21 protein-coding genes are annotated in these 25,186 nt (G+C 71.2%); 10 read left to right on the forward strand and 11 right to left on the reverse strand.

Translation table 11 applies throughout. The features are described from left to right. Positions 1-247: 247 nt before the first annotated feature. A complete protein-coding gene (locus tag IL992_RS39360; protein WP_193208386.1) occupies positions 248-3,022 on the forward strand; it encodes an aconitate hydratase in 2,775 nt (924 codons plus the stop codon). A 207-nt stretch (positions 3,023-3,229) separates the two neighbouring features. Here IL992_RS39360 and IL992_RS39365 read toward each other — a convergent pair whose 3' ends face one another. Next, complete coding sequence (locus tag IL992_RS39365; RefSeq protein ID WP_193208387.1) at positions 3,230-3,565, reverse strand: type II toxin-antitoxin system PemK/MazF family toxin; 336 nt, start codon at positions 3,563-3,565, stop codon at positions 3,230-3,232. Continuing rightward, on the reverse strand, positions 3,546-3,860 hold the full coding sequence (locus IL992_RS39370; RefSeq protein ID WP_193208388.1) for a hypothetical protein: 315 nt from the start codon (positions 3,858-3,860) through the stop codon (positions 3,546-3,548). The genes IL992_RS39365 and IL992_RS39370 overlap by 20 nt, the downstream gene beginning before the upstream one ends. Positions 3,861-4,036: 176 nt before the next feature. On the opposite strand from IL992_RS39370, the gene IL992_RS39375 reads away from it, so the two are divergent. Continuing rightward, positions 4,037-4,762 (forward strand): sulfite exporter TauE/SafE family protein, encoded by a 726-nt coding sequence (locus IL992_RS39375; protein WP_193208389.1) that lies wholly within the window; start codon positions 4,037-4,039, stop codon positions 4,760-4,762. A gap of 209 nt (positions 4,763-4,971) precedes the next feature. Here the strand turns inward: IL992_RS39375 and IL992_RS39380 are convergent, their stop codons facing one another. Genes IL992_RS39380 through IL992_RS39390 form a run of 3 tightly spaced genes read right to left on the reverse strand, consistent with a single transcriptional unit; the run spans position 4,972 to position 9,436 of the window. After that, entirely contained in the window at positions 4,972-7,977 is a 3,006-nt protein-coding gene (locus tag IL992_RS39380) for an FtsX-like permease family protein (protein WP_193208390.1), read from the reverse strand. After that, complete coding sequence (locus IL992_RS39385; protein ID WP_193208391.1) at positions 7,974-8,804, reverse strand: ABC transporter ATP-binding protein; 831 nt, start codon at positions 8,802-8,804, stop codon at positions 7,974-7,976. Before IL992_RS39385 ends, IL992_RS39380 begins: the two co-directional genes overlap by 4 nt. Beyond that, the gene (locus tag IL992_RS39390; RefSeq protein ID WP_193208392.1) at positions 8,804-9,436 is read right to left on the reverse strand and encodes an ABC transporter ATP-binding protein; all 633 of its coding nucleotides are present in this window, start codon (positions 9,434-9,436) and stop codon (positions 8,804-8,806) included. Before IL992_RS39390 ends, IL992_RS39385 begins: the two co-directional genes overlap by 1 nt. Positions 9,437-9,815: 379 nt before the next feature. Here IL992_RS39390 and IL992_RS39395 point away from each other — a divergent pair, with 379 nt between their 5' ends. The 4 genes from IL992_RS39395 (at position 9,816) to IL992_RS39410 (ending at position 14,456) form a co-directional block, all read left to right on the forward strand. After that, positions 9,816-10,940: a sugar ABC transporter substrate-binding protein gene (locus tag IL992_RS39395; protein ID WP_193208393.1), complete on the forward strand. Its 1,125-nt coding sequence runs from the start codon at positions 9,816-9,818 to the stop codon at positions 10,938-10,940. A 207-nt stretch (positions 10,941-11,147) separates the two neighbouring features. Further along, entirely contained in the window at positions 11,148-11,924 is a 777-nt protein-coding gene (locus tag IL992_RS39400) for an ATP-binding cassette domain-containing protein (RefSeq protein ID WP_030505450.1), read from the forward strand. Beyond that, positions 11,921-13,168, forward strand: a complete 1,248-nt coding sequence (locus IL992_RS39405) for a sugar ABC transporter permease (RefSeq protein ID WP_193208394.1) — start codon at positions 11,921-11,923, stop codon at positions 13,166-13,168. The genes IL992_RS39400 and IL992_RS39405 overlap by 4 nt, the downstream gene beginning before the upstream one ends. An 85-nt stretch (positions 13,169-13,253) precedes the next feature. Then, positions 13,254-14,456 (forward strand): ROK family transcriptional regulator, encoded by a 1,203-nt coding sequence (locus IL992_RS39410; RefSeq protein WP_193208411.1) that lies wholly within the window; start codon positions 13,254-13,256, stop codon positions 14,454-14,456. A 32-nt stretch (positions 14,457-14,488) separates the two neighbouring features. Here the strand turns inward: IL992_RS39410 and IL992_RS39415 are convergent, their stop codons facing one another. The 4 genes from IL992_RS39415 to IL992_RS39430 all read right to left on the reverse strand — a co-directional run bounded on the left by IL992_RS39415 (position 14,489) and on the right by IL992_RS39430 (position 17,952). Next, on the reverse strand, positions 14,489-15,205 hold the full coding sequence (locus IL992_RS39415; RefSeq protein WP_193208395.1) for an SDR family NAD(P)-dependent oxidoreductase: 717 nt from the start codon (positions 15,203-15,205) through the stop codon (positions 14,489-14,491). Positions 15,206-15,259: 54 nt separating this feature from the next. After that, positions 15,260-16,222: an RNA polymerase subunit sigma-70 gene (locus IL992_RS39420; RefSeq protein ID WP_193208396.1), complete on the reverse strand. Its 963-nt coding sequence runs from the start codon at positions 16,220-16,222 to the stop codon at positions 15,260-15,262. A 223-nt stretch (positions 16,223-16,445) separates the two neighbouring features. Beyond that, positions 16,446-17,186, reverse strand: a complete 741-nt coding sequence (locus tag IL992_RS39425; RefSeq protein ID WP_193208397.1) for an SDR family oxidoreductase — start codon at positions 17,184-17,186, stop codon at positions 16,446-16,448. 220 nt (positions 17,187-17,406) lie between these two features. Beyond that, positions 17,407-17,952 (reverse strand): dienelactone hydrolase family protein, encoded by a 546-nt coding sequence (locus IL992_RS39430; RefSeq protein ID WP_319019115.1) that lies wholly within the window; start codon positions 17,950-17,952, stop codon positions 17,407-17,409. Here IL992_RS39430 and IL992_RS39435 point away from each other — a divergent pair. Beyond that, a complete protein-coding gene (locus IL992_RS39435) occupies positions 17,951-18,400 on the forward strand; it encodes a MarR family winged helix-turn-helix transcriptional regulator (protein WP_193208399.1) in 450 nt (149 codons plus the stop codon). The two genes, IL992_RS39430 and IL992_RS39435, sit on opposite strands and share 2 nt — an antisense overlap. Before the next feature lie 76 nt (positions 18,401-18,476). Here the strand turns inward: IL992_RS39435 and IL992_RS39440 are convergent, their stop codons facing one another. Continuing rightward, positions 18,477-19,277: a neutral zinc metallopeptidase gene (locus IL992_RS39440; protein ID WP_193208400.1), complete on the reverse strand. Its 801-nt coding sequence runs from the start codon at positions 19,275-19,277 to the stop codon at positions 18,477-18,479. A gap of 240 nt (positions 19,278-19,517) precedes the next feature. Here IL992_RS39440 and dxs point away from each other — a divergent pair, with 240 nt between their 5' ends. Both dxs and IL992_RS39455 read left to right on the forward strand, forming a co-directional pair. Continuing rightward, the gene (gene dxs, locus IL992_RS39450) at positions 19,518-21,431 is read left to right on the forward strand and encodes a 1-deoxy-D-xylulose-5-phosphate synthase (protein ID WP_193208401.1); all 1,914 of its coding nucleotides are present in this window, start codon (positions 19,518-19,520) and stop codon (positions 21,429-21,431) included. 66 nt (positions 21,432-21,497) lie between these two features. Further along, positions 21,498-22,979 (forward strand): amino acid permease, encoded by a 1,482-nt coding sequence (locus IL992_RS39455; RefSeq protein ID WP_319019114.1) that lies wholly within the window; start codon positions 21,498-21,500, stop codon positions 22,977-22,979. Here IL992_RS39455 and IL992_RS39460 read toward each other — a convergent pair. Next, positions 22,945-23,565, reverse strand: a complete 621-nt coding sequence (locus IL992_RS39460) for a LysE family translocator (protein ID WP_193208402.1) — start codon at positions 23,563-23,565, stop codon at positions 22,945-22,947. The two genes, IL992_RS39455 and IL992_RS39460, sit on opposite strands and share 35 nt — an antisense overlap. A 665-nt stretch (positions 23,566-24,230) precedes the next feature. On the opposite strand from IL992_RS39460, the gene IL992_RS39465 reads away from it, so the two are divergent. Further along, positions 24,231-25,186 (forward strand): alpha/beta hydrolase (locus IL992_RS39465; RefSeq protein ID WP_264295179.1); only part of this gene is annotated, 956 nt, incomplete at its 3' end.

Here is a 25,186-nt window from a genome sequence, read left to right on the forward strand (position 1 = left end):
CGTTCCGAAGCGTCCGCAGGATCTTCCCGAAAGCCGAAAAATTCGGCTGTTTGCCGACGGCAGTCCTATGGCCGACAGCCTACCCACTAGTAACTTGATGTCGAGATATCTTGAGCGATATCTTGACGTCGAGACATCCGCCGAGCCGCACAGGTTAGGGCAACCTAATTGTCAGGAGTGTCCCGTGCGTGCGGGAGGATGCACACGAAACCTGTGACAAGCCCGGAACCCTGGGGAGGCGAACTTCGTGTCCGCGAACAGCTTCGGCAGCCGTGACACGCTGCGCGTCGGTGACGCGTCATACGAGATCTACCGGCTGGACGCCGTCGAGGGGTCGGCGCGCCTCCCGTACAGCCTCAAGATCCTGCTGGAGAACCTGCTCCGCACCGAGGACGGCGCGAACATCACCGCCGACCACATCCGCGCCATCGCGGGCTGGGACCCGAACGCCCAGCCGAGCGTGGAGATCCAGTTCACCCCCGGCCGCGTGATCATGCAGGACTTCACCGGCGTGCCCTGCGTCGTCGACCTCGCCACCATGCGCGAGGCCGTACGCGACCTGGGCGGCGACCCGGCGAAGATCAACCCGCTCGCGCCGGCCGAGATGGTCATCGACCACTCGGTCATCGTCGACTTCTTCGGTCACCCCGACTCCTTCGTCCGCAACGTCGAGCGGGAGTACGAGCGCAACCGCGAGCGCTACCAGTTCCTGCGCTGGGGCCAGACGGCGTTCGACGAGTTCAAGGTCGTCCCGCCGGGCACCGGCATCGTCCACCAGGTCAACATCGAGCACCTGGCCCGCGTGGTCATGACCCGCGACGGCAAGGCGTACCCGGACACCTGCGTGGGCACCGACTCCCACACCACGATGGAGAACGGCATCGGCGTCCTCGGCTGGGGCGTCGGCGGCATCGAGGCCGAGGCCGCGATGCTCGGCCAGCCGATCTCGATGCTGATCCCGCGGGTGGTCGGTTTCAAGCTGACCGGCAAGCTGCCGGCCGGCGCCACCGCGACCGACCTCGTGCTCACGATCACCGAGATGCTGCGCAAGCACGGCGTGGTCGGCAAGTTCGTGGAGTTCTACGGCGAGGGCGTCTCCAGCGTGCCGCTGGCCAACCGCGCCACGATCGGCAACATGAGCCCCGAGTTCGGCTCCACCTGCGCCATCTTCCCGATCGACGGCCAGACCATCGACTACCTGAAGCTCACCGGCCGCTCGCCCGAGCAGGTCGCGCTGGTCGAGGCGTACGCCAAGGAGCAGGGCCTGTGGCTCGACCCCTCGGCGCCCGAGCCCGTCTTCAGCGAGTACATCGAGCTCGACCTGTCGACCGTCGTCCCGTCGATCGCCGGGCCCAAGCGCCCGCAGGACCGCATCCCGCTGGCGGACGCCAAGTCGGCCTGGCGCGCGGCGGTCCGGACGTACGTCACGGACGAGTGCATCGAGGGCCCCGCCGACGAGGCGTCGGCCGAGTCGTTCCCGGCGTCGGACTCGCCGGCGATCTCGCACAGCGGGGCGGGCGACGTGCCGCACGCCGTGCGGCGCAACGGCGAGCGGCCGCACCGGCCGACCCCGGTCACGCTGTCGGACGGCACGTCGTTCGAGATCGACCACGGTGTCGTCACGATCGCCGCGATCACATCCTGCACGAACACCTCCAACCCGTACGTCATGCTCGGCGCGGCCCTGCTGGCGAAGAACGCGGTGGACAAGGGCCTGTCGCGCAAGCCCTGGGTGAAGACCTCGCTCGCCCCGGGCAGCCAGGTCGTCACCGGCTACTTCGAGCGGTCCGGCCTCCAGCCCTACCTGGACAAGCTGGGCTTCAACCTCGTCGGCTACGGCTGCACCACCTGCATCGGCAACTCCGGCCCGCTGGAGCCGGAGATCTCCGCGGCGATCCAGGAGAACGACCTCGCGGTCACCGCCGTGCTGTCGGGCAACCGCAACTTCGAGGGCCGGATCAACCCCGACGTCAAGATGAACTACCTGGCCTCGCCGCCGCTCGTGGTGGCGTACGCGCTGGCCGGGACCATGGACATCGACCTGAACAACGAGCCGCTCGGCGTCGGCTCCGACGGGCAGCCGGTCTTCCTCAAGGACATCTGGCCCGCGCCCGAGGAGGTCGCGGCGGTGGTGTCGGAGTCGATCAGCCAGGACATGTTCCAGCGCGACTACGCGGACGTGTTCAAGGGTGACGAGCACTGGCAGTCGCTGCCGATCCCGACGGGCGACACCTTCGAGTGGGACCCGGAGTCGACGTACGTCCGCAAGGCGCCGTACTTCGACGGCATGCCCGCCAAGCCCGAGCCGGTGACGGACATCAGGGGCGCCCGGGTCCTGGCCAAGCTGGGCGACTCGGTCACCACCGACCACATCTCGCCTGCGGGCTCGATCAAGGCCGACACGCCGGCGGGCCGCTACCTGCGCGAGCACGGCGTCGAGGTCAGGGACTTCAACTCGTACGGCTCCCGCCGCGGCAACCACGAGGTGATGATCCGCGGCACGTTCGCCAACATCCGGCTGCGCAACCTGCTGCTCGACGGCGTGGAGGGCGGGTACACCCGCGACTTCACCAAGGGCGGGGAGCAGGCGTTCATCTACGACGCGTCGCAGAACTACCAGGCCGCCGGCATCCCGCTGGTCGTCCTGGCCGGCAAGGAGTACGGCTCGGGGTCGTCGCGTGACTGGGCGGCCAAGGGCACCGCGCTGCTCGGCGTGCGCGCCGTCATCGCCGAGTCGTACGAGCGCATCCACCGGTCGAACCTGATCGGCATGGGCGTGCTGCCGCTGCAGTTCCCGGAGGGTGAGAGCGCCGAGTCGCTGGGCCTGACCGGCGAGGAGACCTTCGACATCGTCGGCGTCGAGGAGCTCAACACCGGCTCGACCCCCGCCACCGTCACCGTGCGGGCCGGGGACGTCGAGTTCCAGGCCGTCGTGCGCATCGACACGCCCGGCGAGGCCGACTACTACCGCCACGGCGGCATCATGCAGTACGTCCTGCGCTCCCTGCTCGCCAAGAGCTGAAGGCCGGCCAAGAGCTGACGAGGCCCGCAACGCGCAGACAGCGCGTCCGCCACGAACCGGCGGCCCGGTCGACCACCGGGCCGCCGGCCCGGCCCTCCGACGGGCCGGTGTCACCCGTAGAAGGCCCGACTCCTGGCCGCGCGGCACAAGGAACTCCCGCTCCCGTCCTCGGAGCAGGGGAGGTGCTCCAATCGGTTCGCGGCTCGCCTACGCCCTGATGAGATAGCTCAGGATGGTGCGCATCTTCGCGAGCGTGGGCTCCTCCACCCAGCCGATCCTCTTGGTCAGCCGCTCCACGGAGATGGCACGGAACTGCTCCACCATCGCCCAGCTTTGCTTCTCCAGACCCGTGCCCGGGTCGATTTCGACGTGGCTGGGCCAGCCGCGCTCCGTGGTCGTCAGCGGCACGGTGAGCACCAGGCCCATCCGCACGTCGTTGACCGCGCGGCCGCTCATGATCACTGTCGGCCTCGGCCCGCCCTGCTCACGGCCCAGCGGCTGACCGTAGTCGGCCAGCCACAGGTCACCGCGGTTTATCCGCATCGAACTCCTTTCGATCGAGGTGTGCAGACCAGTCCTCGGGTTCGAGGCCGTCCGAGGCGGCGCGGTCGAATACGGCCGTCTCGGCCACGTAGTCGGCCCACCCTTCCGGGTCCTCCCGCCGGGTCCGCTCGACTGCCGCGTGCATCTCCTCCCAGAACTTCTTGTGCTCGTACTCCGCGACGGCGTCGTCGATCACTGCTGTCATGGGTCTGCCTTCCTGCTTGGCGATTGCCGCGACCTTGTCGCGAGTAAGAGTGCTGACCCGGATCGTCGTGTGGCGTTGCTCGCTCCCCATATCGCGAGGCTACGATCCTGTCTACAAAAAGTGCTATGGCGATGTCGCCGCGTGGGAGTCTGCGAAGGCTCTGATTACTCTCGCGACATATTTCGATTACTGACGGTGATTGTCCGAGTTCCTGGGCGTGGATAACCGGTTGCCGGGGCGGTGGGGCGCGCCGCTAGGGTCCGCGCATGGATCACGACGCGGCGCTGCTGCTCATCGGGGGAACGGCGGTCTTCATCGGGGCGGTCGTGCAGGGCGGGGTGGGGTTCGGGCTGGGCCTGGTGGCCTCCCCGTTGATCACGCTGCTCGACCCGACGGTGATGCCCGGCGCGGTCCAGGTCGTCAACATGGCGATGCCGCTGTTCACCCTGGCCAGGGAGTGGCGCAGGGCCGAGTGGCGGGGGGCGGGGTGGGCCCTGCTCGGCAGGCTCCCGGGCAGCGCGATTGGCGCCCTCGTGGTCGTCTACGTGAGCACGGTGACGCTCGGCGTGCTGGTCGGCGTGATGGTGCTGGTCGCCGTCGTGCTGACCGCCCGCGCCGTCGCCGTGCCGCGCAACGGCGCGACGCTGACGGCCGCCGGGTTCCTCTCGGGGATCACCGGCACGGCCACCGGGATCGGCGGCCCGCCGATCGCCCTGGTCTACCAGAGCGCCCGCGGCCCGCAGATCAGGGCGACACTCGCGATGTTCTTCTGCGTGAGCGCCGCCCAGTCGCTCGTCCTCTTCGCCCTCCTCGGCAAGCTGCCGCCGCGCGCCCTGGCCGCCGGAGCGGCGCTGGTGCCGTTCGTCCTGCTCGGCTTCGCGGTCTCGGGGCCGCTGCGCCGCTACCTCGACGGCGGGCGGGTCCGTACGGCCGTCCTGGCGGTGGCCGCCGTCTCGGCCTGCGCGCTGCTCGGGCAGAGCCTCGCCCACTGAGCGCGCCCGCGTGCCGGCCGCCGGAGCGGACCCCGGTGAGTGGTTCCATGCCACCCAGGGTCCGGGCGCCCGAGGCTCCGGCAGGCTGGACAGCCCTTCCCAAGATCGGCAGTGTGGCAATGCAGCCCGTGCAGCCCGCGCACCATGGGCAGCCGCCCTATGGGCCGCCCCCGGGCCACGGCGGGTAGCCGGCAGGTCCGCGGATCGAGTCAGGCCGACGCCTCCCGCAGGCGCTCGACCCGGACGCCGCGCAGGAGCAGTTCGGCGGTCGCCGCGGCGGCGACCAGGCAGGCGGCCAGGGCGGCGGCGGCCACGAGGATGACGGGGCCGGGGACGATCGTGTACGCGAGCGCCGGCGTCAGCGGCGGCTCGGCGAACTCGGGCACCCGGGGCAGCGCCACGCGGGCGGCCGTCACGCCGGCGAGCACGCCGGTGAGACCGGCCCACGTCAGCGTCACGGCCTGCTCGATCAGCAGGGAGCGTCGCAGCGGGCCGGCGCGGGCCCCCGCCGCCTCCAGCGCGGCCAGTTCCAGGGTGCGCCGCCGCGCGGCCGCGTACAGCGCCAGGACGGCGCGGCCGAGGGCGAGCAGGGCGGCGGCGCCCGCCGCCACGACGAGGAGGATCAGCGCGAGGCCCGGCCCCTCGCTCGCGTAACCGGTCCGCAGGCCCGCGGTGGTGCGGGTGGCCAGGACCGGCACTCCGGCGGCGCGAAGGCCCGTGAGGACCGCGCCCGCGCGGCCCGGCGCCGCCCAGATCTCGAACTCGGCCTTGTCCGAGTATCCGTACGCGGCCCGATCGGCCAGTTCGATGTCGACCACCCCGCCGGCGGCGTCGAGGCCGGGCACGGCGGCGGCGGGCACGGCCGGGGCGTACCCGGAGGCGAAGCTGTCGTCCAGGCCGGGCAGCTTCCGGTTGCCGGGCGTCCCGTTGGTCAGGGCGGGCAGCGGATCGGAGAACGTGGCGGGCACGGCCGCGCCCGCACCACCGGCCGCGCCACTCCAGGGAGACATCGACAGGACGAGCCCGGCCTGCCCTGCCACGGCGGGCCGCCACCTCGCCCGGTCGGTGAGGCCCGCGTCGAGGGCGGTCCAGCGGCCGTCCCGCCGCACGTCCAGCCCGACGACGCCCAGGTCGCCAGGCGGATGCTCGAAGTCGCTGGTGCCGGTGGGCGTGGACTGGACCCGCAGCCCGCGCAGTTCGCAGGTCCCCGTACGGCAGGCCGGGGGCAACCCCCACTCGTAGACCGTCCGCCCGTGCCGGGGCCGGGCGAGGGGGAGCACCGAGGGCCGGTCCTGTCCCGGCACCCGCACGTTCGCGAACAGGACGATCGTCCAGCCGGGAGGGATGTCGCCCACGGCGAGGCGCGCCCGGATCCGGTCGCCGGTGAGCGGCACGCGGGGAGCCACGGGGGCCGCCAGGCGCGGCATCAATTCCTCCAGCGCGCGGCCTCCCGCGTACGACGGGCGCCACAGCGCGACGGCGGCGAACCTGCCGGGGTCGGTCGCCAGCATGACGGGCGGCCCGGGCATTCGGATGACCGGCGCGCTGCCGGGGATGCCGGCCGACACCCGCCGCAGCGTCGCGGCGTCCCCGGCCCGGACGACGAACACGGTCTCCGCGCCGTTGTGGACGCGGGCCACCTCGGCGAAGTTGCGCGAGGTCACCGACCACGCCGCGACGGCGAAGACCGCAAGGCCCAGCCCCGCGCCGAGCACGATCACCGTGCTGCCGGTGGCGCTCCCACGGGCGATCTGGCGTACGGCGAGGAAGGGCGCGATCCCGCCGCGCGAGCGGGTGAGCCGGAACAACGCGGCGCACGCGAGCGGCAGCAGGCGCCGCGCGAGCAGCGCGAACGCCACCGCGAGCAGGCCGGGCGCGAGCAGGGCTCCGGTTCCTTGCCCGGCGGCGCCGCTGATCGGGCCGCCGGCGAGCAGTTCGACGAGACCGACGCCGGTGAGGGCGAGCACCACGGCCTCGGGGATCCAGGTGCGGCGCCGGGCGCGCGGGGTGCGCCGCCACTGCTCGACCACGGGACGCGTGATCGCGCTCCACGCCGCCGCGGCGGCAGCCAGGAGCCCGCCCGCGACGGCGGCCGGGCCGTAGAGCGCGGTCGGCCCGTCCAGCGTGACGGGCACGTCCGCGCGCAGGAACTCGCCGGCCAGCCGCGCGGACACCGCCCACGCGGCGGCCAGACCGAGCGGCAGTGCCGCCAGCAGCAGCACCACGGGTTCCGACAGACCGAAGGCCCACATCCGCGCGGTGCTCAGGCCGCGCAGCCGGGCCAGGGCGGTCTCCGGGGCGCGGGCGGCGACGAGGTCGCGCACGGTGAGGAACAGCAGCAGCCAGCCCAGCGCCACGAGCTGCAGGGTCACGAGGGTCACCGGCACCGACAGCGAGTCGATCTGGCGGCGGATCCGCGCGAGCGTGTCGTCCATGTGGGTGAAGACCGTGACGGCGTCCCCGCTCCGCCCCATGCCCGCAAGCCGGGCGTGCGCCGACTCCAGCCCGGCCAGGTCACCCCCGTTGATCATCCGCGGGTCGGTGTAGACGATCGCGAAGCCGGTCCAGGCGTTCCCGGCGGCGGCGTCGGCGGCGCTCGCGCCGGCCGGCAGGCCCGACAGCGTCTGCGTCTCGGGGACCGTGAGAAGCGGGTCGCCGTTCCCCTCGCCCACGCCGGCCGTCTGGGGGAACAGGTTGCGGCCGAACCAGAAGGGGTCGCCGGGGTCGGGCCGGTAGATCCCCACCACGCGCAGCGGCACGAGGCGCTCCTCGCCGTCCTCCCGCGTCGTGATGGAGGTGAGCTTCACGTCCGCGCCGACCCGGAATCCGGACGCGCGGGTCACCATGATCTCCATGGCGGAGCGCGGGCAGCGGCCCCTGAGCAGCGTCACGTGGCCGCACTGCCCTTCCTGCCACATCAGCGGATAGGTCTTCTTGCCCCGCGGGTCCGGGCTGAGCAGTTCGGCGCCGGGAACGGGCGGCCGCAGGTACGGCACGGACACCCGGCGGGCGAGATCGGCGGCGTCGCCCCGCACCGACGTGACACGCCAGCCCCGGTGGTCGGGAGGGGCGGTGTCCAGGGCGTCGCGGAGCACGGCGGAGCGCGCCGCCTGGGCGTAGAGGGGGCCGAGGGACGCGGCGGCCACCGTGACGGCGGCCACGACGAGAAGCGCGAGCGACAGCCACCGGCGCCGCCACAGACCGCGGAGCGTCATTCGCCGGCCCTCCGCAGGATCACGCCGTCGCGCAGCGGCTCGACCCGGGCCATCGACCCCGGTGGCAGCAGTTCGTGATACTCGGGCGGAAGCTGGACCGCGCCCTCGCGCCCGATCACCACGAAGTCCTCCCCGTCCCTGCCCTCGGCGCCGATCCGCCCGTCCCTGATGGTGACCGTACGGCTCATGGCCTCGCCGACCCGGGGATCGTGGGTGACCACCACGGACGTGGACCCCATCTCCTTGATCAGCTCGACCACGGCCCGGCCCGACTCCGCGTCGAGCTGGCTGGTGGGCTCGTCGGCGAGCAGCAGGCGGGGCCGGTTGGCCAGCGCGATCGCGACGGCGAGGCGCTGCTGCTCGCCGCCCGACAGCAGCCCGGCCGGGCGGTCCCGCACGGAGGTGAGACCGACCCGCTCAAGCAGTTCGACCGCCGGCCGCCGGGCCCGCCGCCGTACGGCCCGCTGGGCGAAGGCGACGTTCTGCGCCGCGGAGGCGTACGGGATGAGGTTGCGGGCCGGATTCTGCAGGACGACGCCGATCTGGGCGGCCCGCAGCCGGTCGAGCGCGCGCGGGCCGAGCCTGCCGACCTCGGCGCCGCCCAGCCACAGCCGTCCCGCGCTCGGCCGCAGCAGCCCCGCGAGCAGCCACAACAGGGTGGACTTGCCCGCTCCCGAAGGCCCGAGCAGCGCGACGCTCTCGCCGTCCTCGACGACCAGGTCGATGTCGCGCAGCGCGACGACCTCGATCTCCCTGGTCTTGTAGATCTGCACGACGCCGTCGCAGCGCACGGCCGCACTCGTGGGCGCGTTCGCCGGAGCGGTCATCACCGGCTCACCGCCGCCCGCAACTCGACCACGCGGTCGCACCGGCCGGCCACCTCCGGATCGTGGGTGGCCACGACCAGGGCGGCGGGCGACGCGAGCAGCGCCTCCAGCACCAGCGCCCGGTTGACCTTGTCCTGCTCGGCCGTCGGTTCGTCGGCGAGCAGCACCCGTGGCCGGAGCGCGAGGGCCCGGGCGACCGCCACCCGCTGCTGCTGGCCGCCGGACAGCTCCTCGACCAGGTGCTCGGCATAGGCCGTGAGCCGCATGCGCGCCAGCGCCTCGGCCGCCTCGGCCCGTGCCTCCCCGGCCGTACGGCCCGCGGCGCGCAGGGCGACCTCCACGTTCTCCGCGGCGGTCAGCAGCGACAGCAGGCCGTAGGACTGGAAGACCAGCGCGGTCTCCCGGCGCAGGTCCGGGCGCTCGCCGAGCGGCACTCCGCCGACCAGCACGCGGCCGGAGGCGGGCGCCAGCAGGCCGCCGAGCGTGGTCAGCAGAGTGGTCTTCCCCGAGCCCGAGGGGCCGACGAGGGCGACGCGCTCGCCCGGCGCGACGTCCAGCGACAGGTCGCGCACGACCGCACGGCCGCCGGCGCGGCAGCTCAGCGACTGGCAGGACAGGACGGGCTGGGGCATCACCGGCCTCCGCATCGCCGGCCCCGCCGCCACACGCGGGGGGCGTCCTCGCCGACAGTAGGAGTCCCGGGGTCACGAACGTGTCACGATCACCCGCCGAATGGGGCGGGATGGAACGACGTCCGATGTTGATCGTGCGTTTCTTCATTGTTACCGCGAACAACAAACGTTACCGTCCTGTGTCTTTCACCACCTGGGCTTTGGGCTTACGTTGTCTCAAACAACATTCCCTGGAGCGGTGAACGCCGTGACCCGGCCCCTGCCGTACCGGGTGGCCAAGGTGCCTACAGCCCACAAGATCTGCCCAGACGGCGGGAAGGGGCACCGGCTCGGCCGCACCCCCTCATAGACCCCCAGTCAAAGAAAGGACCCACGCATCATGCGCAAGGGGATCCTCAGCATCGGCGCCGCGGCCGCGGCGCTCACCCTCGGTCTCACCGCCTGCGGGGGCGAGAGCGGTGACACCTCCGCGCAGTCAAGCGGCGCCCCCTCGTCGGCCGCCGCCGGTGACGCCAAGCCCGGCAAGATCGGCGTCATCCTGCCGGACAGCAAGTCCTCCGCCCGGTGGGAGACCGCCGACCGCAAGTACCTGGAGGAGGCGTTCAAGGCGGCGGGTGTCCAGTACGACATCCAGAACGCCCAGGGCGACAAGACCGCGTTCCAGACGATCGCGGACCAGATGATCACCAACGGCGCCACCGTCCTGATGATCGTCAACCTCGACAGCGGCACCGGCAAGGCCGTGCTGGACAAGGCCAAGTCGCAGGGCGTCGCGACGATCGACTACGACCGCCTCACGCTCGGCGGCAGCGCCTCCTACTACGTGTCGTTCGACAACACGGCGGTCGGCAAGCTGCAGGGCGAGGGCCTGGTCAAGTGCCTGACCGACAAGAAGGCCGACAAGCCGATCATCGCCGAGCTGAACGGCTCGCCGACCGACAACAACGCCACCCTGTTCAAGCAGGGCTACGACAGCGTGCTGCAGCCGAAGTACGACTCCGGCGACTACAAGAAGGGCCCGGACCAGTCGGTTCCGGACTGGGACAACACCCAGGCCGGCACGATCTTCGAGCAGATGCTGACCCAGGAGCCGAAGATCGCCGGTGTCCTCGCCGCCAACGACGGCCTCGGCAACGCCGCGATCTCGGTGCTGAAGAAGCAGAAGCTGAACGGCAAGGTCCCGGTCACCGGCCAGGACGCCACCGTGCAGGGCCTGCAGAACATCCTCGCCGGTGACCAGTGCATGACGGTCTACAAGGCCATCAAGAAGGAGGCCGACGCCGCCGCGCAGCTCGCCGTCTCGCTGGCCAAGGGCGAGAAGCCGCAGGCGAGCGGCACGGTCAAGGACACCGAGGGCAACCGCGACGTCCCCTCCGTGCTGCTGGAGCCCCAGGCCATCTTCTTCGACAACGTCAAGGACGTCGTGGCCGACGGCTTCGTGAGCAAGGACGAGCTGTGCACCGGCGACTTCGCCGACAAGTGCACCGAGGCCGGCATCAGCTAAGCACCATCCATCCACCGGGTGCGTACGGCGACGCGGACCCCCTGAGCGGGTGACGTGCTGAGCCGCGACGAGCACCGTGCGGGGCGCCCCGTCCTGACCTGGCACCGTTCTGACCAGGCACAGGGCGCCCCGCACCGCCCGGAGCGACGAGAGGCGGCCCGGAGAACGGCGCCGTACCGGCCCCATCGATCTACGGAGTAGCCCATCGTGTCCCAGGGACCGATCCTGGAACTGCGCGGCATCAACAAGAGCTTCGGCCCCGTGCAGGTCCTTCACGACGTCGCCTTCTCGGCCTATCCGGGCGAGGTGACAGCACTCGTCGGCGACAACGGCGCCGGCAAGTCGACGCTGGTCAAGTGCATCGGCGGCATCCACCCGATCGACTCGGGCGAGTACTTCTTCGATGGCGAGCGGGTCCACGTGAGCGGGCCCAGGGACGCGGCGGCGCTGGGCGTCGAGATCGTCTACCAGGACCTCGCCCTCTGCGACAACCTCGACATCGTGCAGAACATGTTCCTCGGCCGCGAACGCCGCAGCGGTCTGGTCCTGGACGAGGACACGATGGAGGAGATGGCGGCCAAGACCCTGGCCGGCCTGTCGGTGCGCACCGTCAAGTCGCTGCGCCAGCACGTCTCCAGCCTGTCCGGCGGTCAGCGGCAGACCGTGGCGATCGCCAAGGCCGTGCTGTGGAACAGCAAGGTCGTCATCCTCGACGAGCCGACCGCGGCCCTCGGCGTCGCGCAGACCGCCCAGGTGCTCGAACTGGTCCGCCGCCTGGCCGACAAGGGTCTCGCGGTGGTGCTCATCTCCCACAACATGAACGACGTCTTCGCCGTGTCCGACCGGATCGCGGCGCTGTACCTGGGACGGATGGCGGCCCAGGTCAAGGCATCCGAAGTGACACACGCGCAGATCGTGGAACTGATCACCTCCGGGCGCAGCGGGGAGCTCGGGCTCAAGAACGGCAACGGAGCGGCATCATGACAACCGAAACGCTCCCCAAGCAGGAGAACGCCGAGTCCGCGCTCGGCGGGCACGTCAAGGGCTACCTCGAGCGGGTCAAGGGTGGTGAGCTGGGGGCGCTGCCCGCGGTCTTCGGCCTCGTCATCCTCTGTGTGGTCTTCTCGGTCCTGCGCCCCGCCTTCCTGTCGGCGGTCAACTTCGCCAACCTGTTCACCCAAGGCGCGGCGGTCGCCGTCATCGCCATGGGCCTGATCTTCGTGCTCCTCCTCGGCGAGATCGACCTGTCCGCCGGTTTCGCGAGCGGCGTCTGCGCGGCGGTGCTCGCCGTGATGCTGACCCTGCAGGGCTGGCCCTGGTATCTCGCCGTCCTGGCCGCGATGGTCACCGGCGCGGTCATCGGCCTGGTGCTCGGGTCGCTGGTGGCCAAGCTCGGCATCCCGTCCTTCGTGGTCACGCTGGCGGCGTTCCTGGCCTTCCAGGGCGTCGTGCTGCTGCTGGTGAAGGACGGCACCAACATCTCGATCCGCGACGAGACGATCCTCGCGATCGCGAACAAGAACGTCCCGCCGGCCGCCGGCTGGGTGGCCCTGGTCGTGGGCGTCGCCGCGTACGCCGCCATCCAGTTCCTGCAGGCGCGCCGCCGCGCGGCCCGCGGCCTGGTGGCCACTCCCATCGCGGTCATCGCCGGCCGGGTCGTGACGCTCGCCGTGGTCGCCGGCGTCGCGGTGTACGTGCTCAACCTGGAGCGCAGCCGCAACGCGGCGATCGTGTCGCTCAAGGGCGTGCCGATCGTCGTCCCGCTGATCGTGATCCTGCTGATCGTCTGGACCTTCGTGCTGCGGCGCACGGCGTACGGCCGGCACATCTACGCGGTCGGCGGCAACGCCGAGGCCGCCCGCCGGGCCGGCATCAACGTGGACCGCATCCGCATCTCCGCCTTCGTCATCTGCTCCTTCATGGCCTCGATCGGCGGCATCATCGCGGCGTCGCGGGCCAACTCGGTCGACCCCAACACCGGCGGCAGCAACGTGCTGCTGTTCGCGGTGGGCGCGGCTGTCATCGGCGGCACCAGCCTCTTCGGCGGCAAGGGCCGGGCACTCGACGCGCTGCTCGGCGGCGCCGTGGTCGCGGTCATCGAGAACGGCATGGGCCTCATGGGCTACAGCGCCGGCGTCAAGTTCGTCGTGACCGGCTCGGTGCTCCTGCTCGCCGCGGGCGTGGACGCGCTGTCGAGGAAGCGCGCGGCGGCGACCGGCAGAAGATGACGTGATCGGGACCGATAAGGTGATCTCCGACCCCTGACCTGCTCAGGTTCCCCCCGACCCCACGGAATCCGAGGCTGCCCCGATGATGCGCGCCGGTCCCTCACAGGAGGAGATCCGCAAGCACAATCTCGGGACGCTGCTGCGGCACGTCCATCTCGGAGGGCCGACCTCGCGGGCCGAGCTGACCTCGCTGATGGGGCTGAACCGGAGCACCATCATGGCGCTCACGGCGGACCTGACGGCGGCCGGCCTCGTCAGGGAGGAGCTGCCCAAGGACACCGGCCGGGCGGGACGGCCGTCGCTGGTCGTCCGCCCGGAGACGGCGCGCGTCTACGTGCTCGCCTTCGAGGTCGGGGTCGACCGTCTGGCCGCCGCGCGCATCGGCCTCGGCGGCGTGATCCTCGACCGCCGCGAGGTCGTACGGGCGCGCGGGCCGTTCGACATGGCACAGGTCGTGGGGACGCTGGCGGGCTTCGCCCGGCAGATGCGGCGCAAGACGCGCGAGGACACGATCTGCGTCGGCGCGGCGGCGGCGGTCTCGGGAGTGGTCCGCGCCTCCGACGGCGTGGTCAGGATCGGGCCCAACATCGGCGCGTTCGAGGTGCCGCTGGGGGAGGAGCTGACGAAGCGGCTCGCGCTCGGGCTGCCGGTGGCGGTGGGCAACGAGGCCAACCTCGGCGCGCTCGCCGAGCACACCCGCGGGATCGGCGTCGGCTGCCGCGACCTGATCTACCTGCACGGCGACGTGGGCATCGGCGGCGGCATCATCGTGAACGGCCAGCTCCTCGGGGGGTACGGCGGGTACGGCGGCGAGGTGGGCCACATGGTGGTCAACCCCGACGGCCGCCCGTGCGCCTGCGGCTCGCGCGGCTGCCTGGAGGCCGAGGTGGGGGAGCCGGCCCTGATGGAGCACGCCGGCCGGTACGGCGAGATGATCGGCAGGGACGCGGTCCGCGCCGTCGTCGACGCCGCCGACCGGGGCGACGTGATGGCCCAGGAGGCCCTCGCCCACGTGGGCACCTGGCTCGGGCTCGGCGTCGCCAGCCTGGTCAACATCTTCAACCCCGAGATGGTCGTCTTCGGCGGCATCCTGCGGGAGATCTACCTGGGCTCGGCCGCCCAGGTGCGCAGCCGGATCGCCACCGGCACCCTGCGCGCGACGCGGGAGCAGGTCCGGCTGCGCACCTCGGCCCTGGGCGACGACGCGACGCTGATGGGGGCGGCGGAACTGGCCTTCGCCCAGGTGCTCGCCGACCCCCTCGAAGCGTTGTCCCGGGTCGCCCCCTGAGCGACGGCGCCGGCCTGTGGACGCCGCGGACGCTACGCGGCGGCTACGAACGCCCTGAACTGCCGCTCCAGTGTCTTGGCCGCACCGCCAGGCCAGCTCTCGGCGATGGCCTCGGACAGGGGGTCGGGGAAGATGTCCTCCTCGTCCTTCTCCACCCCGTCGAAGATGGCTCGTGCGACGGACTCCGGAGACGCCTTCGGTATGTCGAGATTTCGGGACATGTCGGTGTCGATGGGTCCGGCCAGGACGGCATGGACGCCGACGCCCTGCCCGGCCAGAAGAGCACGCAGCGCCTGCGTCATGGAGAACGCGGCCGCCTTCGAGATCGCGTAAGCCGGCTGGACCGGCAGGGCCGCGATGGCCGACAGGGACGAGATGGTGACGATGGCGCCCCGGGAGCGAGTCAGCAGCGGCAGGAAGCCCTGGGTGACGTCGTAGGTACCGAAGAGGTTGACGGCGAGGAGCTGCTCGAGAGCGGAACGGTCGCCGAGGTCGGCGTAGAGCGCCAGGCCGGCGTTGTTGACGAGGACATCGAGAATCTCGACGTCGTCGACGGCCGCCCGAATCTGCGCCGGGTCGGTCACGTCCAGGGTCAGCGGCGTGACACGCCCGTCCCGGTGAGCCAGAGGACGGCGCGCGGCGGCGTACACCCGCTTGGCGCCTCTCCCGAGTGCCTCCCCAACCAGCGCCTGCCCGAGGCCGCGGTTGGCTCCGGTGATCAGAACGGTCTTGTCTGCGATGTTCGCCATGAGGGCGATCTCCTTGTCTTCTTCCTTGTGCGATGGTGCAGGCCGGGCCCCGGCTCAGGTCGCGAGCGCCGGTGCGTGACCGAACGTCGGCACCAGGCTCGGGTCGATGAATGTCGTGATGCGGCTGATCCGGGTCCCGATCAGGGTCAGGACCTGCACTCCGTACGCTTCGTACCGGCCGTCGTCCACGCGCTGGTAGACGACGAGGGCGGGCTGCCCGTTGGCCTGGGTGGGCTCCATCCGCCACAGGTCCGCGACCAGTACGTGATCGGTCAGGAACCCGACGACGGCCTCCCGGCCGGTGAACCAGGTGGGGATCGGCGGCATCTCCAGCTCGACATCGGCCCGCAACAAGGTCACCAGCGCGTCGGCGTCGGCCCGGGTGAACGCGTCGACATAGTCGTCGAGGAGGACTCGCCGGGTCTCCTCGTCCGGCTCGGCCAGGTCGTCCTCGACCGGTCCGGCCGCGGCCAGGCGGGACCGGGCGCGGCGCAGCGCGCTGTCGACGGCGGCGGCCGTCGTGTCCAGCATCTCGGCGACCTCCGCGGTACGGAAGGCCAGTACGTCGCGCAACGTCAGCACGGCCCGCTGCCGGGCGGGCAGGAGCTGGAGCGCGGCGATGAAGGCCAGCCGCACTCCGGTCCTGCCGGCCACGATCGCCGCCGGGTCGCCGGTGGCGAGCAGCCTGTCCGGCGCCGGCTGTAGCCACGCCGCCGACGGCTCGCCGAGTGCCAGGGTCACCTCTCGATCATCCGAAGGCGCGCCCAGTCCCGACGGGAGCGGCCGGCGGGAACGGGTTTCCAGCGCCGACAGGCAGGCCCGGGTGGCGATCTTGTACAGCCACTGCCGTACCGAGGCGCGGCCCTCGAACCGGCCGAACGCGCGCCATGCTCGCAGATAGGTGTCCTGCACCAGGTCCTCGGCATCATGGATCGAGCCGAGGATCCGGTAGCAGTGAGCGAGCAGCTCCCGCCGGAACGGTTCGGTCAGGGCGGCGAACTCGGTGTTCCTCGGCATCGCGGGCTCTCCTGGTGGTGCGGTGAGGTTCACGGCTATGAAGACCGGCCGCCGGCCGGAAACCCGTCGCCGCAGCCGGACACGGCGATGTGACGTTGTTCACAGACCCGCCGTACGACGACGACGGTGCGCCGGCCGGAACGGCTCGGCCAGGGCGGCGGCGAACCGCGCATTCGATCGCATCGCTGCTGCCTCCGGAGGAGACCCACCGGAGGGGGACGGATCAGTCGAGCGGGCGCGGCCCGGACGGGGTGATCCGGTATTCCGCTGCGCTCCCTGCGTCGTGGGCGAGGTCCACGACGGCCCTGGCGACCTGTCCGGCGGTGAGGATCGGCTGCATTCCTTCGGCGAGGGTGCCCGGGTCCACACCCTGGCGGGCGGCGTATGCGGCGACCGCGGCCGAACCGAGGGCGGTGGCCGGGGTCAGTTGCGGGTACAGCGCGACCAGCCGGATGTCCAGCCCGGCCCGCTTCGACTCCTCGGCCGCGTACCGGCTGATGTAGCCGATGGCGGCCTTGGCGGCGGCGTATCCGCCGCTGAGGGGAGACCCGGCCTGGACGGCCCCGCTGGACATCGTGACGATCACGCTGCCGGGAGGCAGCGGCTCGCGCAGCCCCGCCCGGATCCAGGCGAAGACGTGCCGGGTGTCGGCGTGCCAGTTGCGGCTGAAGGTCTCCCAGGTCTGCTCCTGCAGGGGCGCCAGGTGCGGCGCCGCACCGGCGTTGAGGACGATCAGGCCGGGACGGTGTTCGCGGATCACCTCGTGCGCGAGCGTCTCGTCGGTGGCGTCGGCGGGCAGGGGGGTGAAGGCCGTGCCGAGGTCGTGGCGCACGGCGTCCAGCTCTTGCTCGTCGCGCGCGACGCCGACCACGCCGGTGCCGGAGGCGACGAGCGCGGTGGCGATCGCGCGCCCGAAGCCCCGGCTCGCACCGGTGACGACGGCGGTCTGGAAGGAATTCGACATCGAAGGCTCCGTAGGGTGGAGGAACTCGGTTCGATATCAAGACCCGTCGCCGGAGGAAAATCCGGCGGCGCGCGGGAAACCGCGGGAGTGATCTGAGCCACAGCCGGACGCCTCCACTCGTACGGGGCGTCGGGCGCCGTCTTCAGCGCAGGGCCTCGGCGGACGGGAGCTGCCCGGTGGTCTGGTGCAGGTGCGTGGCGAAGAACGCGTCGATGCGGTCTCACGCGTCATCCGCGGCCTTCTGCCGGAACCCGGCCCTGGCGATGATCCGGGCAATGCGCAGTGGCTTGTGCCTGTTGAGGAATCCGTGTCCGGCATCAGGGTATTCGCGCACGTCGTGCGGGACGTCCGGACGGGTCAGAGCCTCTTGCAGGCGGGCGGCGGCGCCTCGCAGGCTGGTGTCCCGTCCGCCGTAGCTCGCCACGACGGGGCAGATGCCCGTCAACGCCTCGGTGGCGTCCTTGGGGGCCATGCCGTAGTTGACGGCGGCCGCCGCATAGTCCGACTGCGCCGCGGCGAGGAGCGCGAAGCCTCCTCCGGAGCAGAAGCCGATCACTCCGACGCGGCCGGTGCAGTCCGGTCGTCCGGCGAGCCACGTCCGCGCCGACTCCAGCTCGTCGAAGCCGCGCCCGCGCTGCGCGGACAGCTCGCGGAAGGAGCGCATGACGCAGCGCAGCCGGGACGCCCCGGTCTGCGGTCGGGAGCGAAGGCGAGCAGGCCGGAGGGGGAGCCGGATCCTGACGGTGCCGCGTCCCCGACTGCCGATGAACGACCAGGTCCTGGCCCTCGCTCAGGCGATAAAGGCGGCGCAGCGGGAGATCGAGCGGCGGTCGAGCGAGGCGCTGCGGCACCTGGGCGTCACGCCCGCCCAGGCCGAGGCCATCCTGATCATAGGCGCGAACGAGCCGCTGGCCCTGCGCGAGCCGGGCACGCGCATCATCGCCGAGTCCGGCCACCCCAGCCGGCTGGTGGACCGCCTGGTGGACGCCGGTCTCGTCCAGCGGCGCATTCCCCCGGACGACCGCCGCCGCGTCGAGCTCACGCTGGCCCCGCGGGGGCGGGCCCTTGCCCCCGAGATCGTCCAGGCCCAGCAGTCGATGCTGGCCTGGGGCGCGCAGGCGCTCACCGGCCACGACGTGCCCGGCGTCCTGGCGGCCCTGCACGCCATCCTCCGCGACAGCCTGTTGGCGGACGTCCTCGGCGTGGCCCGATAGCGGCCGGGTGGCCGTCGGACCAGCGTGGTGAACCGGCCGGCGAGGGCCGCGCGGGACAGCCCGCCCGCGCGCCGACTTAGGCGGTCCTGGCGGCGGGGGCGGAGAAGGTGTTGCACACCTTGGGGCCGTTGCCGTACCAGCCGCGCTTGAGCCAGTAGCGGATGTTGCCCGCCTTACCGTGCCATTTGTCGCCGACGATCCACTTGAGCTGCTCGTCCCAGTCGAGCTGGTCGCGGCCGAGCGAACGCCAGACGCTGCCGATGAAGGCGCCGGAGAAGCACTCGGCCTGCAGCTCGATGCGGCGGTTGAGGTCGTTCACCCGCTTCTTGCTCAGCTTGGGGTACTGCCGGGCGAACTCGTACAGGATGCCGGCGCGGTCCTGGGCGTAGTGGCCGTACTCGTGGGCGATGACCGTGAAAAGGCCGAACTCCGTGGGGTCGGACAGCTGCCCCTTGGACAGCAGGATCCAGATCGTCTTGTTCCGCGGGCAGTACAGGCTCACCGCGTAGCTCGTCACGTACTGGCCGCAGCCCATGTTCACGCTCTTGGTGATGTAACGCACCCTGGGCGGGGAGAACGGCAGTCCGGCCTGCGTGAACTCCTCCCTCCAGGTCCGGTTGAGGCAGTCGAGCAGGTTGTCCAGATAGATCCGATAGGTATCGATGTCGCCGGGCCGGCGGCTCAGCTCGGAGCACTCGAAGAACTCGAACTCGCCCGTCGTGTAGAGCGGGTTCCTCGTCAGCGCTCCCGGGCCCGTGGGCATGGGCCGCGCCGACGACGCGTCCGTGCCGGACGCGCCCGCCGTACCGGTGAGGGACAGGGCTGCGGCCACCGCCGTGGCCGCGACGGCCGGCGTGCGGAGGCTTATGCGAATCATGAGTGGGCATCCCAAGCGGACAGAGAGATAGTCAGGAATGTGGCGAAACGTCCGAATACCCGGTAATGCGGACTTTTCCTTCGGGGGATCATGAGGGTAGGGCAGGAGGCGGCGACGGGTAAAGCGGGATCGACGTCGGCACCGGGAAGGTCTTGTGGAGGTTCGGTGCAACCCCTGATACCCCCGCACCTTCCTCGAACTAGACTCGATCCGTTCGATGGCGAGCGGGAAGGATGAGCGGTGGGGATTCTGGAGACGATCAAGGACCCGCTCGACGTGAAGCGCCTTGAGGCCGGGGAGCTGCCCGTGCTGGCTGAGGAGATCCGCGACCTGCTGGTCTCCTCCGTCGCGAAGACCGGCGGTCACCTCGGGCCCAACCTCGGCGTCGTCGAGCTGACCATCGCCCTCCACAGGGTCTTCGACTCGCCGCGCGACCCGATCCTGTTCGACACCGGCCACCAGGCGTACGTGCACAAGATGCTGACCGGGCGGGCCGGGCAGTTCGGCACGTTGCGCCAGGAGGGCGGCCTGTCGGGGTATCCCAGCCAGGCCGAGTCCGAGCACGACGTCATCGAGAACTCGCACGCCTCCACCGCCCTGTCGTACGCCGACGGGCTGGCCAAGGCGATCACGCTGCGCGGGGAGACCGGCCGCACGGTGGTGGCCGTGATCGGCGACGGCGCGCTGACCGGCGGCATGGCCTGGGAGGCGCTGAACAACATCGCCGGGCGCAAGGACCTGCCGCTGATCATCGTGGTCAACGACAACGGCCGCTCGTACTCGCCGACGATCGGCGGTCTCGCCTCCCACCTGTCGTCCCTGCGGATGACCCAGGGCTACGAGCACGTGCTCGAACTGGTGAAGAACAACCTCGGCCGGGTGCCCGTGGTCGGCGCGCCGCTGTACGACACGCTGCACGGCATCAAGAAGGGCCTGAAGGACATCCTGACCCCGCAGGTCATGTTCGAGGACCTCGGGCTGAAGTACGTCGGCCCGATCGACGGCCACGACGAGGGGGCGGTGGAGGCCGCGCTGCGCCGCGCCAGGGGCTTCCGCGGGCCCGTCATCGTCCACGTGCTCACCCGCAAGGGCAACGGCTACACGCACGCGGAGAACCACGACGAGGACTGCTTCCACGGTCCCGGCCCGTTCGACCCGCTGACGGGCGAGGAGCGGCCCAAGCCGCACAGCTGGACCAACGTGTTCAGCGAGGAGATCGTGAAGATCGGCGGCGAGCGGGACGACGTCGTCGCGATCACCGCGGCGATGCTCCACCCGGTCGGCCTGGCGGCGTTCGCCGAGGCGTACCCGGACCGGATCTACGACGTGGGCATCGCCGAGCAGCACGGACTGACCAGCGCCGCCGGGCTCGCCATCGGCGGCCTCCACCCGGTCGTGGCGCTCTACGCGACGTTCCTCAACCGGGCCTTCGACCAGCTCCTGATGGACGTGGCGCTGCACCGCCTGCCGGTCACCGTCGTGCTCGACCGCTCGGGTGTGACGGGGGACGACGGACCCAGCCACAACGGCATGTGGGACCTGTCGATCCTGCAGGTGATCCCCGGGCTGTCGATCGCCGTCCCGCGCGACGGCGCGCGGCTGCGCGAGCTGCTGGCCGAGGCGGTCGGGATCGACGACGGCCCGTCGGTGGTTCGCTATCCCAAGGGCGCCCTGCCCAAGGACGTGGAGGCCGTCGGCAAACTCGGCGAGATGGACGTGCTCCGCGCCGGCGACGCCGATGTGCTGCTGGTCGCGGTCGGCCCGATGGCCGAGGTCTGCATGGAGGCCGCGAACCTCCTCGACGCCCAGGGCATCTCGGCCACCGTGGTGGACCCCCGCTGGGTGAAGCCGCTGGACCAGGCCCTGGTGCTGGCCGCCGCCGCGCACAAGCTGGTCGTCGTGGTGGAGGACAACGGCCGGGTCGGCGGCGTGGGCGACGCCGTGGCGCGCCTGCTGCGCGACGCCGACGTGGACGTGCCGGTGCGGACCTACGGCATCCCCCAGCGCTTCCTCGACCACGCCAAGCGGGCCAAGATCCTTTCCGAGATCGGCCTGACCGGGCAGGACCTCGCCCGTCAGATCACCGAGGCCGTGGCGCGCCGGTCGCAGGTGATGGAGAGCCATCCGGCGCGGCTCGTGCAGCCCACCGATTGATAACCAGGAGTAATACCGGTGTGACCGGGAAGTCTGCAGGTCATCGACGTGATGAGGAGCCTGCGGATGAGCCTTTTCCGGACGAAGCCGGTAGAGCAGTCGATTGAGGATGCCGAAGGCGGCGAACATCGGCTCAGGCGCAGCCTGAGCGCTCTCGATCTCACCGTCTTCGGCATCGGCGTCATCGTGGGGACCGGCATCTTCGTGCTGACCGGAGTGGCGGCGCGCAACACGGCCGGCCCGGCCGTCGCGATCTCCTTCGTGGTCGCCGGGATCGTGTGCGCGCTCGCGGCCCTGTGCTACGCCGAGTTCGCCGCCACGGTCCCGGTCGCCGGCTCGGCCTACACCTACGCGTACGCCACGATCGGCGAGTTCCCGGCCTGGATCATCGGCTGGGACCTGATGCTGGAGCTGGCACTCGGCGCGGCGGTGGTCGCCTCGGGCTGGTCGGGTTACTTCGCCTCACTGCTGAAGAACTTCGGGATCTACCTGCCGTCGTCCATCGCCGGGGACGAGGCCGTCTTCAACGTCCCGGCGGCGTTGATCGTGATCCTGCTGACCGGGGTGCTGGTGGCCGGGATCAAGATGTCGGCCCGGTTCAACGGCGCCATGGTGGCGGTCAAGCTGGCCGTGGTGCTGCTGGTGATCATCGCCGGGTTGTTCTTCGTCAAGGGGGCCAACTACCAGCCGTTCATCCCGCCGTCCCACCAGATGGCCGCAGGGGAGGGCATGAAGGCCCCGCTCATCCAGGTGCTGTTCGGCGTGCAGCCGGTCGCGTACGGCGTCTTCGGCGTCTTCACGGCCGCCGCCCTGGTGTTCTTCGCCTACATCGGCTTCGACGTCGTGGCGACCGCGGCCGAGGAGACCCGCCGCCCACAGCGCGACCTGCCGATCGGGATCATCGCCTCGCTGGTCGTCTGCACGATCCTCTACGTGGCGGTCTCGCTCGTGGTCGTCGGCATGCAGCACTACTCCGAGCTCAGCGCGTCGGCCCCGCTCGCCGACGCGTTCCGGTCGGTGGGCCAGCCCTGGATGGCGACGCTGATCAGCGTCGGAGCCATCGCCGGGCTCACCACCGTCGTGATGATCCTCATGCTGGGCCAGAGCCGGGTGCTGTTCGCGATGTGCCGCGACAGCCTGCTGCCCCGGTCCCTCGCCAAGGTCCACCCGACGTTCCGCACGCCGTACCGGATCACGATCGTCATCGGCGCGGTCACCGCGCTGCTCGCGGCGCTGATCCCGCTGAGCGCCATCGCCGAACTGGTGAACATCGGCACGCTGTTCGCGTTCGTGATCGTCGCGGTGGCGGTGGTGGTCCTGCGCAGGACCCGCCCCGACCTGCCCCGCTCCTTCCGCACGCCGTTCGTGCCGGTGGTGCCGATCCTGTCGGTGCTGGCCTCGGCCTACCTGATGCTCAACCTGCCCGTGGAGACCTGGATCCGGTTCTTCGCCTGGATGGTCGTGGGCACCGCCGTCTACTTCCTGTACGGACGCCGCCGCAGCAGGGTGGCGACTACAACGCTTGGGGAAGCAGTCCTCGAACGGTGAGCACGGCGCCGACGGCGGCCAGCAGCACGCCGCTCGCGCCCAGCAGCAGGCGGTAGCCGCGGGGGGTCAGCCGGTGCCGGCCGGCCCCCACGGCTGCCGCGAGCGCCACCTTGGAACCCACCAGGACCAGATAGAACCCGCCCACGAAGGCAAGCGCGTACGCCGGGGCCCGGTCCCACGCCGAGACGAAGATCGGTGAGCCCACCGCGATCCAGAACAGCCAGGGGTGGGGGTTGAGCAGGTTCACCACCACGCCGCGCAGGACCTCCCTCGCGGAGGAGGGTGCGTCCTCGCCGGGGCGGGGCGGCAGGGCCGTACGGGCCTCGCGCAGCGTCTCCACGCCGAGGTACACGACGTAGAGCCCGCCTCCGACCGACAGCACGCGCAGGAGCGCCTGAGGCAGCGCCCCGACGGCCGTCACGGCGAGCAGCACCACGGGCAGATCGGACAGCAGCGGCACGCAGGCCAGGCGCACTCCCGAGCGGAACCCGCCGCGCAGGCTGGCCGTGATGACGAGCGTCAGCAACGCACCGGGCGTGACACCGGCGCCCAGGCCGAGGCTGAGCCCCATCAGCAGTTCCGTCACGCCGGCAACCTCCCGTTTCGTCCGCACGCGAGGTTATCGTCGCGACGCACCCACCTGGCCCTGTGCGTGCGGTCATGTCGGCGGCGGCAGGACCGGACGGCGGGTTGTCAGCCGTGGCTGAATCCCGGAAAACGGCATTCCCGAATGAGCTGCCGATACGGCGGTGACAGAGAGACCGGTCAAGCACCGGCGACGGTTGCGCCGTAAACATTACGGGTTACGTTTCCGGCAGGGACAGGATTCACCGCCCGACGCATCACTCGCCGAAAACCGGCCGCCCGGACCGGTCGCCGCCGGACGGCGGGCAGGTGCGAGGCCGCCCTTGCGCCCACGAACCAGCGCCATATTCGCCGTGCTCCCGTGCATGCGACATGCCCCCGAGTGGGCGCTGGCGGAGCCGCCCTGTCCTGGCCGGCGTGCGCGATGCGGCGCCGTCCTTTCAGGGGCGTACGGTCGGCACGCGGAGAGGCCGGAACAGGCTTGTGCTTCCAAATCTTATCAATTACCTTGACTCGTTGGAATCGCGACGGATAGCGCATCGATTAATAGAGAGCGAATGGGCCCGTGACCACGGAGGTCCTGGCGCAGAATTCATGGCATGTTCTACCGATGAGTCAGGTCGGTTTGTCGGACCGACCGCTGCCGGCCATCAAGGGAGTTTCGGTATGGCGTTATTCCATCACGGCGGTGTGCGCCCCACGGGCGTGCGCCGGCTCTCGGCGATGATCGCCGCCGGGGTCATGGCGATCGCGGCGGTTCTGGTCGCGCCGCGACCAGCGGTGGCGGACACGCCGTGGCTGGACGTCTCGGAGGACGGCTACGTGTCGATCAGCGTCCCGGCGGCCTACGTCGAGGCCAACGCGGGCCAGGTGTCGCAGCTGGCCGTCGAGGGGAACTTCGGCCCCTCCTTCGCGTGGGCGGAGTACGGCCTGACCCGCCGGGGCGACGTCTGGTGGGGAGCCCTCGGCCCGCTCAAGGCGGGGCTGTACTTCTACCAGATCACGGGTGACGACACCAAGGGCCTCAAGGATCCGACGAACGCCACCAGTGTGGCGTCCAAGCCGCTGTGGAGCACCTTCCTCGTGCCGGGCGATTCGGCGGGCCTGCTGGCGGACGCGCCTCAGGGACAGGGCGGCAAGGTCGAGACCCTGACCTACCGGACCAAGAAGCAGGAGCGGTCGGCGCTGGTGTGGACGCCGCCGCGGTACTCGGCCAAGGGCGCCAAGGCCTACCCGGTGCTGTTCCTGCGGTCCGGCGAGGGGCAGAGCGCCACCGACTGGCTCGACCTCGGCCGTGCCAAGCAGATCTTCGACAACCTGTCGGCCCGGGGCTCGATGGAGCCGATGGTGGTCGTGATCGGCGGCGGTGACGGGCCGGCTGACGACAAGGAGCTGAAGGACCTCCGCACGGCGGTCGCGGACAAGTACCACGTCCTCCGCGACCCGGCGCATCAGGCCGTCGCCGGCGTGTCCGAGGGCGGGACGCGGGCGCTGCGTGCCGCTTTGACCAAGCCGAACGAGTTCGCCTACGCCGGCTCGTTCTCGGGCCTGCTGACGGAGAGCGCCGGCCGGCCGGACGCGAAAGCGATCAACCGTGTCCTCAAGCTGGTGCGTCTGTACAC

The organism is Microbispora sitophila (assembly GCF_014892245.1).
Classification (GTDB): Bacteria; Actinomycetota; Actinomycetes; order Streptosporangiales; family Streptosporangiaceae; genus Microbispora; species Microbispora siamensis.